Origin of the sequence: Paenibacillus sp. FSL P2-0121, from assembly GCF_037975345.1 — a bacterium.
GTDB lineage: Bacteria > Bacillota > Bacilli > Paenibacillales > Paenibacillaceae > Paenibacillus_AQ > Paenibacillus_AQ odorifer.
In genome coordinates, this window is sequence record NZ_CP150245.1 from 4,846,959 (window position 1) to 4,860,601 (window position 13,643).

8 protein-coding genes and 1 riboswitch are annotated in these 13,643 nt (G+C 45.2%); of the genes, 2 read left to right on the forward strand and 6 right to left on the reverse strand.

Going from position 1 to position 13,643, the window contains the following annotated elements; genetic code table 11:
• Positions 1-58: 58 nt before the first annotated feature.
• From MKY54_RS21575 to MKY54_RS21590, 4 genes are all read right to left on the reverse strand, one after another.
• Positions 59-1,699, reverse strand: coding sequence for a response regulator (locus MKY54_RS21575; RefSeq protein WP_339187869.1), 1,641 nt, complete (start codon positions 1,697-1,699; stop codon positions 59-61).
• A gap of 18 nt (positions 1,700-1,717) precedes the next feature.
• Positions 1,718-3,463, reverse strand: a complete 1,746-nt coding sequence (locus MKY54_RS21580) for a histidine kinase (RefSeq protein ID WP_076127421.1) — start codon at positions 3,461-3,463, stop codon at positions 1,718-1,720.
• Between the two features lie 139 nt (positions 3,464-3,602).
• Complete coding sequence (locus MKY54_RS21585; protein ID WP_339187870.1) at positions 3,603-7,124, reverse strand: glycosyl hydrolase 53 family protein; 3,522 nt, start codon at positions 7,122-7,124, stop codon at positions 3,603-3,605.
• A 245-nt stretch (positions 7,125-7,369) separates the two neighbouring features.
• On the reverse strand, positions 7,370-8,326 hold the full coding sequence (locus MKY54_RS21590) for a DMT family transporter (RefSeq protein WP_076104422.1): 957 nt from the start codon (positions 8,324-8,326) through the stop codon (positions 7,370-7,372).
• A gap of 126 nt (positions 8,327-8,452) precedes the next feature.
• Positions 8,453-8,601: riboswitch (FMN riboswitch) on the reverse strand.
• Between the two features lie 209 nt (positions 8,602-8,810).
• Here MKY54_RS21590 and MKY54_RS21595 point away from each other — a divergent pair.
• Positions 8,811-9,983: a substrate-binding domain-containing protein gene (locus MKY54_RS21595; protein WP_076281418.1), complete on the forward strand. Its 1,173-nt coding sequence runs from the start codon at positions 8,811-8,813 to the stop codon at positions 9,981-9,983.
• 206 nt (positions 9,984-10,189) lie between these two features.
• A complete protein-coding gene (locus MKY54_RS21600; protein ID WP_076192328.1) occupies positions 10,190-11,692 on the forward strand; it encodes an N-acetylmuramoyl-L-alanine amidase family protein in 1,503 nt (500 codons plus the stop codon).
• Positions 11,693-11,740: 48 nt separating this feature from the next.
• Here MKY54_RS21600 and MKY54_RS21605 read toward each other — a convergent pair whose 3' ends face one another.
• Together MKY54_RS21605 and MKY54_RS21610 are read right to left on the reverse strand one after the other, a co-directional pair.
• The gene (locus MKY54_RS21605; RefSeq protein ID WP_076127416.1) at positions 11,741-12,145 is read right to left on the reverse strand and encodes a VOC family protein; all 405 of its coding nucleotides are present in this window, start codon (positions 12,143-12,145) and stop codon (positions 11,741-11,743) included.
• Positions 12,146-12,168: 23 nt separating this feature from the next.
• Entirely contained in the window at positions 12,169-13,641 is a 1,473-nt protein-coding gene (locus tag MKY54_RS21610; RefSeq protein WP_076278362.1) for a carboxylesterase/lipase family protein, read from the reverse strand.
• Positions 13,642-13,643: the final 2 nt, after the last annotated feature.

The following is a 13,643-nucleotide window of genomic DNA, read 5'->3' on the forward strand; positions in this document are numbered from 1 at the left end:
GAACGACGCTGAGCCCGAATACGTCATTTAAACAAGGTTTCTGCACCTTTCTCAACCTCTATCCGTCCCGGAATTCATTTGGTGTCATATTGTAGTGTTTTTTGAACATCTTACTGAAATATTGCGGATTCTGATATCCAAGCTCAGAGGTAATTTCATAGATTTTTTTATTCGTATTTTTAAGCAGATAAAGTGCCCGTTCCATCCGCATCCGAATAATATAGTCCCCAAGTCCTTCCCCAGTCTCAGCTTTATAAATCTTGGACAAGTAGACTGGATGCAAATATACATGATCGGCAATGGTTTTGACGGACAGCTCATGCCCCGAATGGTTTCCTACCAGCTCATGCACCTGCTTGATAATATAACTTTTCGTATTCTGATCGCTTTCGGATAGCTCCTTCTGAAGCTTATCGAGCATATCAAACGCCCAATCTTTAAGCTTATCAAAAGAAACAATAATACTCTGCGTCAACAACGGATCTAAAGCGTATTGGTCGATCTTGGAGATGAACTGACCACTCTTATGCGCTATATACATAAATGCATTCGTTATCGATAGAAAGACCTCGTACAGATGTTCACTGGAAAACCGTGCATTCTCCATATCCCGGAACACGTCAGCAATTTTTTGCCTTGCTGTATCCCATTGTTTGGATTCCAGCAGATGAATGAGTGTAGGTGGACGATAAAGACATTCGAGCGATTTGATGCTGATCGTCTCCTGATGCTGGCGGTCATCCAAAAACAGCACGGAGCTGGATTCATCATGTGCTGCCAAATACATCGAGCTAAGACCGCTTCTATAGGCAGCCGTCATCCCCTCTGGAAAGGTGAACCACTCCGTTACAATCAGTGAAATCTCACCCTTGAGGTAATTGCTTACACTAATTCGGAAATTCGCGATCACCGCTTTTAGGATTTGCTGCCTTGCAGCTTCATAGTTAGCCATTTGCTCCAATTCCTGCTGTACTGCCGGCTTTAATTCAACAAGCAGAATCAAGCAATCATGCGGCGCTTTGCAGAACCAGACATGGAACTGTTCCTTAAAAATCTCCTCGGCAATGTTGCCGATCGCATATTCCATGAGAGAGACCGAATGGTGATCCATTGCGGCATAATGTTTACCCAGCTGAATCAGCAGCATCGCCGCTTCAGCATCCGGCTGGAAGGAGATTTCATATTCCTTCAGCTTAATGGCTAGTGTCCGCTCAGACAGCACCCTGCCGAGAAGCAATTCATGCATCAGATTAGCCCGCAAAACACTGTAATCGGCTTTGCGATTATACAGCAGCAAATGATATCTATCATGAGCTTCCCATTCGTCTTTCAAAGATTCAATCGCACTGGATACGCTTTTGATAAACTCATCATCACTTACCGGCTTCAAATTATAATCAAATGCCTGCAGTTGAATAGCTTTTTTCGCATATTGAAAATCGGAATAACCTGTCAATAAAATGGACCGAATATTTGGCCATTTCTCGCTCACGGCTTCAATTAATTGCAGGCCAGTCATTCCTGGCATTGAAATATCCGTAACCATAATATCTATAGCCTGCTGTTCCATAATTTGCAGAGCTTCAGCACCCGATGCCGCTTGATGCACCTGCTTTACCCCGATTTCAGCCCATGGAATAGTACGGGCTAAACTTTCCGTAACATAGGGCTCATCATCAACTAACAACAGCTCTATCATTCTTTCCCCTCCTAGATGTCATTCCATTTCATTGTCTGTGTAGGGCAGCAACCACTGCAGTGTCACCTGTAATCCTCCAAGCGGAGAAGGCGAGATGCGCAAGCCAGACGTCTCCCCAAAACGCAGCCGCATTCTCTGATGCACATTCCATAAACCGCAGCCCATTTCTTCATCCATCGCCCTGCTTAGTTTATTTTCCAGTTCTATAATTCTCTCTGGCGTCATGCCCTGACCATCATCCTCAACCGTAAGCGTCATTTCTCTGCCTGCACAGGAACCCGTAATCCGCACCAGTCCCTCTTTGGCGACGGGCTCAATTCCATGTATAACCGCATTCTCCACCAAAGGCTGCAGTACGAGCGGCGGAAGCTCTCTTTTGCGCATTTGCGGTGGGATATTGATCTCATAACGAAGTCTGCTCATCCTCATCTTCTGGATCTCCAGATAATGATTCACAAATTCCACCTCTTCAGACAGCGCAACCAAATCACGTTCCTGACGAGTGGTGTATCTGTAATATCGGGACAAATTATGCGACATCCCAACGACTGCCCCCATATTATCGAGCTTCGCCATACTTGTAATAAAGGAGAAGCAATTATAGAAAAAATGTGGATTTATCTGTGATTGAAGCTGCTTTAAGCGGGCTTCGCGAACATGGATTTTCTCCATCAGCACATTCTCGATCAGCATCTGAATCTGTTCTACCATACTGTTAAACCGGCCGGACAGGAAGCTGAATTCATTCTTCCCTTTAATCTCCACTCGCGCAGAATAATCCCCTTGCTTCAACCGTTGAAAGCCTCCAACCAATAACCTTATAGGCACCTGCACTTGAACATATAATAGATAGGCTACGAGACAGCTCATTAACAACAAAGCACTGATCGCAAAATAAAATAAACGATTAGAGGTCAGGATCGGATGTAGGATTTCAGTCAGCGGCATATAGTCGATCAAATACCAGCCCATTTTGTCCGAATAGACGATATTTACACTGTAGGATTCACCTTCTATTTTGACCGTGCGATTCTCACTAGGCTTCAGCTGGGTCTCTTCCAGCCTGTCTACCAATTCTTTAGCTAACACCTTGTCGGCACTGCGGTTAAAAATAAGTCCTGTTCCCTGCTTATAATAAAAAGGATCTCTTCTGCCATCACTTTTGAATTTATCCAGCATATCCTCTATGTTCCGGCTGTCGAACTCTACCTTCATAACCGTTTTGACTTTTTCCGGAGCGAATTCTGACATAAAAGGTGTAAAAGAAAACCATGAGAATACGAAGCGGTCACCCTCCTGCCCTTCAATCTTCTCCACATGCCAGCCCGACTTCACTTCCCGCTTCAGATCCTCATCTTCATATAACTTCGCATCATTTTCAGACACCATACGATGAATGGACGGGGAGTATAAATATAGCTTACTCTTCCAATTGGAGGAGCTTTCTTGAATGCTGATTTTGGTCTGAATCCGTTTGATCAGGTTTATCGTATCCAGATTCAAACGCCCTTTTTCCAGATAAGTATCCTTAAGGCTGAGGATATCAGGATCATGGATCAGCAGAATCGGCCACGAAGACAATAACTCCATATTACTTTCTACCTGATTCTGAAAAAAACTAAGCTGATTATTATTCGAAGTATTTAACTCCGTACGCAGCACATCCGTGGTCGTTTTATTGGAATAGAAGTAAAGGATGGTTATCGGGATCAGCATAATGACCATGATACTCACGATTTTGGTAAATAAATTATATCTATACACGTTCCTTCACTCTCCGGCTCAAATGTCATAGCCCCTATTGTACAAACAATCCCTACTTGCGAAAAGATAAATATCTAAAAAATGTGGTAAAGACAGGCCCTAACTGCCTTTTCGAGCACAGTTATTGCCTGTCTGCCTATTATTGCTGCAAAAGATTGAGTATGATGTAAGCCGCTTCAGCGCGTGTTGTATGGGCTTGCGGGCGGAAATTGCCATCTTCGAATCCATTGATAATCCCAGCCTGCGCAAGCGCTGTTATCCCTTCACTGGCATACAACGAGATCAGGTCTTTATCTTTAAAAGAAATAACGTTCACATCCGTCTGACCGTTCACTTTCTCCGCCAACTTAAGCGCACGGTATGAAATAGCTGCCATTTCTTCACGGGACAATTTATCATTCGGGCCAAAAGTGCCATCCGCATGTCCTTGTACAACACCCAATTTCCCAGCAGTATTCACAGCAGAGCTATACCACGCATCAAGGTTCACATCTTTAAAACTGCCTGTTCCTCTTTCTGCATTTAACTCCAGCGCGGACAGCAGCATGCTGACAAATTCAGCGCGTGTAACCTCCCCTTGCGGATTAAAGATCCCGTTTCCTATTCCTTGCACGATCCCTTTAGCCGTCAAGGATTCAATCGCTAACGTGGCCCAATCTGCTGCTTTTAAATCTGTGTACCCCACCTCTGCGTACCCCGCAGCATAAATGCTGAAATGACTTGGATTAAACACAATCTGTTCCGCGGTTGGGTTGTACCGCACAGCTTTGATAACTTCGAGTTTTCCATCAGCAAGTATCGAATAAACAGCAATCCGCTGGCTCTGCTCCCCGAGCTTCAGCTTGTAGTGGAAGGCTACCGATATTGCTCCTTTTTTGAAAACATCGATAGAAGTCCCGTCTACTGACACATGGATGTTATAGGCCGGGTAGTCTTTTGCTCCAGTTACCAATGGTGAAGGCAAGGTTGGCGTAGCTACCTGAACCAGTGAGAGCGTTAGTTCCTTAGCTCCCGTCTTAATAATTCCTGCACTAGCTTCCGTAGAAACCGTAACAGAGGCCGTCCCATATACAATTACTATTTGAGGATGTTTGCCCTGCTCTAGTATAGAACTCAACGGAAGATGAACGACTGCTCCCTTAAGCTCTCCCGTCGATGGCAGAACAGAAATAACCAGTTTTCCATCCGCCGGAAGCGTCGACAGCGCCTTATTGATATCCTCTATACTTAGCGTGATCTCAGCTATGCCGGAAATTCCTGCTTGTGCCTTCACCTGAAGTTGTCCTGCCGCTGTATGTTCGACCACTGCTTTATTTGCTGAATTTACAACGCTTGAATCTCTGACGGTGATGATAGGATCAGGATTAACCCCTGTTCCGGGTTCTTCACCAGTGCCAGGATTCCCTCCCGTTCCGGGTTCCTCACCAGTGCCGGGATTTCCTCCCGTTCCGGGTTCTTCACCAGTGCCAGGATTTCCTCCCGTTCCGGGTTCCTCGCCAGTGCCGGGATTCCCTCCCGTTCCGGGTTCCCCGCCAGTGCCAGGATTCCCTCCCGTTCCGGGTTCCCCGCCAGTGCCGGGATTCCCTCCCGTTCCGGGTTCCTCTTCGCCCCCCTCACCGGCCACCGGGGTTTTGAAGACATTTAATGAAGAGAGTGCATTCCCTGCAAAATCGAACATTGCCTGATTCTCCCAAGCATTTCCTTCGCCTACCTTCCAGCCTACACCTTGCACTGGAATCCAAGCTGGTTCCCAATAGAACAAGCCTGTTCCTTTACCATCGGGTACTTTGGACAATACATTCATTACTGTTTTGACCTCAGCCATTTGACCTGCAACCGTAGCTGGGAAGCCACTGCCGTCTAGCTGATCTTGGCGGGCGATGTTATTCTCAAAATTGTCGCCGTCCTCCAGCGTGTAAGGATACGCGGTTTCCGTCACAATCACTTCTTTACCATATCGTTTAGAGATATCGTCCAAGTTAAACTGCAGGCTATCCATCGTTCCGCTCCAATACGGATAAAAGGACGCGCCGATCACATCATAATCAAGATTCCGCTTCGTTAATTCGTCAAAGAACCAACGAAACATATCATTTTTGCCACCTTCAGCAAGATGGATCATAATTTTGATATCCTGACCTGCACCCTCGCTGTCTCTAACTCCCTTCACTCCGCTCTCCAGAAGCGGAACAACCTTCTCAAAAGCATTCTCTTGATCATAGGATTTGCCGTCAGGCCATAACAAGCCCCCATTAATCTCATTTCCGATTTGGACCATATCGGGTGAAGCTCCCTTTTCCTTTAGCTCATCCATAACATCTTTGGTATAGTCATATACCGCTTGCTTCAATTCATCATAGGAGTAATCCGCCCATGCTCCCGGCTTGTTTTGCTTTCCGGGATCAGCCCAGAAATCAGAGTAGTGGAAATCAAGCAACAGCTTAAAGCCTTTGGCTTTGACACGCTGCGCCATTTCCACAACATGCTCACGGTCATTATAGCCGCCAGCTTCCTGAGGATCATTCCATAAACGCAGCCGAATGTAATTTACACCCCGGCTTTTAAGAATATCCAGCAAATCCTTTTCTACTCCATTGTCGTAATACTTTCCACCGGCATCCTCAATCGCTTCCAGTGTGGAAATGTCCGCACCTTTTATGAACCCGGATTGCAGCACAAGCGGAGTAACCTGAATATCAGCTGTGGGTTGTAGGTCTGTCCCTGCAACTTTCCCCATTACGCTGTAAGTTCCTTCAACCGCGTACTCCGCTTCAGTAAGGTCATCCCAGGTTACAGGCAGCTGTTTGCTTGACCCATCTTCGTATATAGCCGTTACCGCTGATGGCAATAAAGCAGGCACATCCGTAATTGTGCTGACATTTATACTCTCAAATCCAACAATAGGCGTGCTGCTGTCACCTACTACTGTTACCTTCGCCACTGCCTTCTGCACAGTACCTGAGATAGAACCGCTTACTGTAAAGGTTCCGGGACGGGAATACTCTGCTGGAGGGATCACATCCCAAGCAACCTGAGCATCCTCCGTGTCAGAATTGCTATATACCACAGTTACAACACTTGGAAGCTCAGGGGCTTGCCCAATTTCCGTGTCCAACCGTACTGGCAGTACAGTTTGTATTTCACCCTGTGCCGGCTCATGCGGCGCGCTGGCTGCGGGAACACCCCAGACCTTCAGATCATTAATGGCTGCCCATTTTCCGCCGTTGATGCCGGTCAGGTTGACCCTTACATAAGAAACATTCCGCAGCTTAAAAGCATTGTACTGAGTTTGCTCTACACTGCTGCTCTGACTTTTGTCCACAACTGTTGTCCATACCTTATGATCACGTGATACTTCAATCGTATATTGATTAATGTAACTCCATGCATTCCAGATGACGGTTGCACCTGACAAATCATATGCACCTTGCAGATCTACTTCCAGCCAATGAGGAAAGCTCCCGTCATTCGCCGTCCAATGTGTGTTCCATTCATCGGAATCTACTGCGTTACCCGCTTCATATCCTGCAAGCTCACTATCGGATATAGCAGGCTTTCCTAGGGCAATATTCTCATCTCCTGCCGCTTGAGCAGACTGCCCAAACGTAAAAGGGGAAATAAGAAAGGTCAGAATCATAAATAATACAAATGATTTCTTCAATGTCTGCTTCCTCCTAAATAATTTAATCATGGATTATGTACTCAGCAGCACAGTCATTTTGTGCACTCCCTAATTGTAAACGCTTTATTAACTCTGCTATATGTTACGTTAGAAACATTTCAGCAGTTTTTGCAGTCGATTTGATCTAAGCAAGGAGTAAAATCACATACAAAAAAAAGATGATCCGAAAGCCATACGGCTTCGAATCATCTTTATATAGGTAGAACCATTCCACTTCAATCTGCTCAGAGCGTTTGTGGTTTGGACTGTTGATTAGATAAAAAGAATAAAGCGACCCAGATCAAGGCAAATCCGAGAATCTGCGGGATAGTGACCAGCTGTTGGAACACAATCCAGTTGATGATTACTCCCGTCATAGGAAAGCTGAGTTCAGCCAATGTGGCGAAGGAAGCTTTGGTCGTGCTAAGTCCTTTGTAATACAACAACATACTAAGAAGTCCTGGCAGCAAAGCTTGCAGCAATAGATTAACCGCAATAGCTGCCGATGCACCAAACCCGCCATGAATCTGCCACGGGGCACCTTCTAGCGTAGTAATAACGAAAAGTAAAGGAAGCGCAAGGATAAACCGCAGCGAAGTCACTGTCTCATATTTCATAGAACCGAGCAGATAACGTCCCATGACTGTCGATCCCCCCCACAGTGCAGCTGCTCCCAAGGCCATCAGACTGCTAACCCCAATAAAGTTATTCACATGTCCGAAAGGGATACTCCAGCCAAAGGTCAGCAGATAGGTTCCTACCAGCGCCAACACAATGAGTGGTCCGAAATTTTTTGGCAAACGTTCTTTAAGAATTAAAGCAGCGAGACCGATAGCGAATATTGGCTGAAGCTTTTGCAGTAACAGCACCGCATTCAAATCCCCACTGGAAAGTGCCATCGTAAATAGGATCGTCGCCCCGGCAGAGCCTCCCCATGAAACAATCAATAAAGCACCAATCTGGCGAAATCCAATTCCTTTAAGCTCCGCCCGGTGACGCCAAAGAACAGGTGAAGCAGCCAAGAAAAGCACCACATGCTCCAGAAGAACAATTTGCGAGGAGGTTAAGGATTTTAACAGGATGATACGAAAGAGCGGATCAACGCCCCATAATGCTGCACCAATCACAACGAGCCAAAATCCACTGCGTAGCGCTGATGTACTGCCAACCTTAGTTGATGATGAAGCTGTAACATTACTCATAATTTCCTTCTCCTTGTCGATACAAACCCTCGATAAGAGACCAAAAACCCCCGAATTACCAAAAAGGTAAACTCGGGGGCATTATCAATAAAGACGTACAAGGATAGACTCCTAGCGTCTTTATCTTATGATCCTCTCCCATCCGGACTTTACCGTCGGCTCTGGATTTACACCAGATCAGTCACTTCTCTGCAAGCAGAACAAGTGAGTCGCGGGCTCAGTTCGCTTTGAACATTACCGCCGGTCGGGAATTTCACCCTACCCCGAGAATCTTGTATTCCGTTGTTTTTTTCACAATCTCAGAATAAACCTCTTCTTGCCATTCGTCCAGTACTTTATGAAAATGTACACATTACTTTCATGTTTCGCAGCATTTTATTACATGTTTGTTCGTAATTGTTCTACTGCTTCATCCAAAAAACTTCTGTATAATGAAATTATGTTGATTTTTCCATAGTTTAGTAATCATGTCGAGGAGGTTGTTATGAAAGAAGCATTCTGGACGAAATTATTGTTCTCCATTTTTGCCGTTGGAGGAATAGCTTTTTTAGGATTCATAGGTGCTATAATTACTGCGCTTTACGGAGGACTGCTGTTTTATACCCCACTTGTGGCGATCTTAGCGATCGTATTAGCCATCTATGTTGTACTCATCATATTTAATGTATTGTCCCGAAGAACAAGCAATATTGTATTGTTATCTATCCTCGGACTTAGTCTGCTCGCGACCGCAGGATATGAGATCAAGCAAGCGTACGTCAACAGAATTGCCATGGTCGATGATCGGGAGGTTAATCTGCTACAGTATGAACCCTTTGCTGAGAAGACCAAAGCAGTGAATCTGGACGAGCCTTCTTCCTATCATATCGATAGCGATCTCCCAAGATTGGACGGCGCAACCGCACTTTATCCACTGTATTCAGCTTTCGTTCAATCTACTTATCCTGAGGGTTATTATAATCCGTATGATTTTCAAACAAGTCAAGTAATTTGCAGCAGCACGCCTGAAGCTTACAAGAGATTAATTGAAGGAGAAACCGATATTATATTTGTAGCGGCTCCGTCAATTGCACAACAAAAAGAAGCTAAAAGAAAAGGTGTCGAACTGAAGCTTACGCCGATCGGCCGCGAGGCCTTCGTATTTTTTGTAAACAAACGAAACGACGTAACCGGACTGTCCACCGCTCAACTTAAAGATATTTACGCAGGCAAGGTCACAAATTGGAAAGATGTAGGCGGAGCTAATAACCGAATCCGTGCTTTTCAACGACCTGAAGATAGCGGAAGCCAGACGATGTTGCAAAAGTTTATGAAGGACACTCCACTCATGAAGCCGCCTCAAGAAGACGTAGCGGATATTATGAGCGGTATCATTCAACAAACCTCCAGCTATCGCAACTATAAAAATGCACTGGGCTACAGCTTCTTATTTTACGCCTCAGAAATGAATCGAAACGGGGAAATAGCCCTGCTGGCCATCGATGGTATCCAACCAGACAAGGAAAGTATTCGTAGTGGACAGTACCCTTTGGCAACAGAATTTTATGCAGTGACCGCGGGAAGCGACAACCCTAATATTCAGTCCTTTCTGGATTGGATTCAATCTGCTCAAGGTCAGAAATTGGTAGAGAAAACAGGTTATACATCGTTAAAATAAAATCTCTTTAGCAAATGAGAGCTATCCCAAATGTTTGGGAAGGCTCTTTTCTAATTTTATACCGAAAATTTTCCTTTTTATCTGTTGTAGAGCGCAACTTTTGGAAACTATTGTCGTTTATACTTTATACGAGCCTTAAACGGCATCAAAGGAAGAAAAAGTAAGAATTGCTAGAGACCAATAAACGGGGATGGTAGGGATTGCAGATGAAAAAGTTTGGTTTTTTGGCGTTACTGCTGCTTTTGTTGGTGCTGGTTCATCCAGGAACTGGTTATGCCGGCTCTGCGGAAACACACATCAACCTAGACGGCAACGATCTTAAGATTTCAAAAGAAGCACAGGTACAAATTGTAAATGGCAGTGTAATGGTTCCTCTTCGTGTTGTTGCGGAACAGCTTGGTTATACCGTGAAATGGGATAATGTGACCAAGACGGCGATCATTGAGCAAAAGGGAACTACTTTAAAGCTGATCGTGGATAATACGATGGCAGAAGCTTCAGGGAAACAAGTCAAACTGGACAATCCTCCGTTTCTCAGTGGCAGCACAACCCTTGTTCCTTTAAGATTTGTTGGGGAACAGACAGGAACTACTGTCGGTTGGGACAATGTAACCAAAACCGTATATTTAACCTCTCCAGTACCTGAGATTGGGGGAAGCGATCCGGAAATTACGGTTCCACAACCCACTCCAACAGCACCTTCAGACAACGGATCAAACGGGAATACAGCAAATGAAGGGAATAGCTCAGTAGCTACAGTCACCAATCTAAGCTTCATCGATAACCAGCTGGTTATTGCAGTGAACGGCAGTATAAAACCTACCGTGTTCACTATGACAGACAAAGACCGAATTGTCGTGGATTTACCGAATACTGGCTTTGGAACCGACTTCCATCAGAATCTGTCCGTAGGAAAGAACCAAAGCGGACAGTTAACGGTTACTGACTATCCTAATGTCTCTGCCGTTCGCTATTCATTATTCAGCAGTTCCCCATCTACCATTCGGATCGTAATTGATCTAAACAGCGCTAATAGCTACAGTCTGATAAATGCTAATGATGGACTTATTATTGTGGATCTTAATGGGACTAGCGTTACGCTTCCTGAAACCACCTTACCAGAAGTACCGGTTATAACTCCTCCACCTTCTACCGGCAACACAGACAAGAAGATAATCGTCATCGATGCAGGACATGGTGGGAAAGATCCAGGGAGTTCAAGTGTTAACAAGCTTAAAGAGAAAGATTTCACCTTACCGACAGCACTGAAAATTGCAGAATTACTAAAGAAAGAACCAAATATCGAGGTTATACTCACGCGCAGTGGCGATACATACCCAACTCTACAGGACAGATCTAACCTCGCCAACAATGTAAAAGCCGATCTATTTATCTCTGTTCATGCCAATAGTATTCCGGCGGGCAGTAAAAGTAACCCTAGTGGCACAGAGACCTATTACACACGCAATGATAGCTTATTATTCGCTCAAACCGTTCACAAATACCTCGCAGTTGCTACAGGACTGCAGGACCGAGGGGTTCGTCAAGCTAACTATCATGTAACAAGAGAAACCAAAATGCCAGCAATATTATTAGAATGTGGTTACTTAAGCAATACCAAGGATGAAGCATTGCTGTTTACCCCGGACATCCAAAATAAAATAGCCGAAGCAGTAGTTTTAGGAATCAAAGAATATTTAGGTCGTTAAAAAAATGGGTGTCCCATTAGCCGTTTAGGCTGATAGGACACCCATCTTTTATTCAGTAGCAGTGTTCCAAACACTCATTCGTTCCCGCAGATTCGAGGTATGCAGCTCTAGCTGTATACCATCTGGATCTAGAAAATTGACCGTCCAGCCTATTCCCCGTTTGATTGGTCCTCTAATTATGGGCACATTCTGGGTTAGCAATCCTTGGACGGCTTCCTCAAAATGTTCCTCTGCAATACTAAAAGCAATATGGTCTACCCCAACCACATTATTTGCAATCGACATATAATCAGGCTTTTCAAGAAGACATATCCAGGCACTTCCCCATTCCAGATAAGCATCAGTTTTACCTCTATGAACTAGCTGAAGGCCCAGAATTCCTGTGTAGAAATTCAGGGAATTTGCTAAATTACTGACATTTACGGTCACATGGTTAAAACCTTCTACCTGCATCTTTATTCAGCCTCTCAATCTTCTTAAGCCAGCATAGTGACAATTCTTTTGCGTTTCTCTGACTCAGGATCATAAGCTACATGCGTATCTTCATCAAAGATCAAGGTAGCCCGTTCCTCCAGATTGTATTTCGGCCATACCCTCTCTGCTGTAGCCGGATTTCCTTGATGAGCGAAAGCAATCCAAGCGTCATGCATAACTTCAGCCAACTTCTGCATCGTTGGATTAATTTCTGCCCTAAGATGGGTTAGATGAGATAGATTATTAAAGGCATAAACGATTTCTGCACTATGCACAGCTTTATTTAACAAAGGATGACCTGGGATCGTGCCGTCAAAACGGTACATCCAGACTGGTGCATAATTCAATTGGTTTTCCGCCAGAGACACCGAGGTTGTCCAGAAGTAAAGATCCGTTAGAATTTCAGCTTGTCCCTCCCAGGTGGAAGAATAATGGTTAGCAATTTCCTTCAGACTCCCAGTACCCATCATCTGCTCCAGCGCCTTGAGTGATTCGTCAAAGTCTGCCTCAGGTGATTCTTCTCTGAAGAACAAGTTGCCCTCATCACGATTGGTTCCGATCAATAGCGGAATACCATGTGCCGATCCTTCTGCCACAGCCTGTGCAGGTTCTACAGGAAGTATATCCCCATCAATGACAGGCTGAAATAACATGCCAATTGAGCCACCCGTTAACTTTTTAGTCATTCTTGCGGCTGCATCGATAATTTGTTCAGAAGAAAATGTTTGCAGAAGACTGGCATCTCCATCTGGGGCAATCCCTAATTCAGCTAGCAGTGCAGCTGCAATGTACTTTCCTTGCTCGTTAGGCAGCGTCTGAGCAGCCCCACTTTGCATAATCGCGCCAGCGAACAACCCCTTCGCTGCTGGCATAGCCAAAAGGGCTGCGATACTCATACTCCCTGCTGACTCTCCGAATACAGTTACCCGCTGCGGGTCCCCGCCAAAAGCAGCAATATTCAGTTTTACCCATTCCAGCGCAGCAATTTGATCCAATAATCCTTGATTAGAAGCAAGCCCATGGCCAAATGGAGACAAATTCATGAATCCAAATGGACCCAGCCGATAGTTAATGGTCACTAAAATTACTTTGCCTCGCTCAGCGAAGCTTGTGCCGTCAAACTGCGGCTGACTTCCAGCCCCGGTCACAAACGTCCCCCCGTGAATCCAGAACATAACAGGCAGGGGCTCATCATGAACTGCTGGCGCCCAAATATTTAAATACAGACAATCCTCGGAATGAAGCGGCGTCTTGCCACCGAACCGAGTACCTCTCGTATCCGCTGGCTGATGACTAACTGGACCAAATTCAGAAGCATCTCTAATCCCATCCCAGGCCTCTGGTGGCTGTGGTGCACGAAACCGAAGTTCTCCAACAGGTGGGGCTGCAAAAGGGATCCCGCGCCAAATGTTCACGTCCCCCTCCTGTATTCCTTGAAGCTTACCGTAAGAGGTTACTGCTATTGGTCCTCCCATTA

What these genes read in the sequence shown, in the direction of transcription:
- MKY54_RS21575 (WP_339187869.1), bottom strand. Translation starts at nt 1,699, where the DNA reads ATGATAGAGCTGTTGTTAGTTGATGATGAGCCCTATGTTACGGAAAGT.
- MKY54_RS21590 (WP_076104422.1), bottom strand. Translation starts at nt 8,326, where the DNA reads ATGAGTAATGTTACAGCTTCATCATCAACTAAGGTTGGCAGTACATCA.
- MKY54_RS21595 (WP_076281418.1), top strand. Translation starts at nt 8,811, where the DNA reads ATGAAAGAAGCATTCTGGACGAAATTATTGTTCTCCATTTTTGCCGTT.
- MKY54_RS21600 (WP_076192328.1), top strand. Translation starts at nt 10,190, where the DNA reads ATGAAAAAGTTTGGTTTTTTGGCGTTACTGCTGCTTTTGTTGGTGCTG.
- MKY54_RS21605 (WP_076127416.1), bottom strand. Translation starts at nt 12,145, where the DNA reads ATGCAGGTAGAAGGTTTTAACCATGTGACCGTAAATGTCAGTAATTTA.
- MKY54_RS21610 (WP_076278362.1), bottom strand. Translation starts at nt 13,641, where the DNA reads ATGGGAGGACCAATAGCAGTAACCTCTTACGGTAAGCTTCAAGGAATA.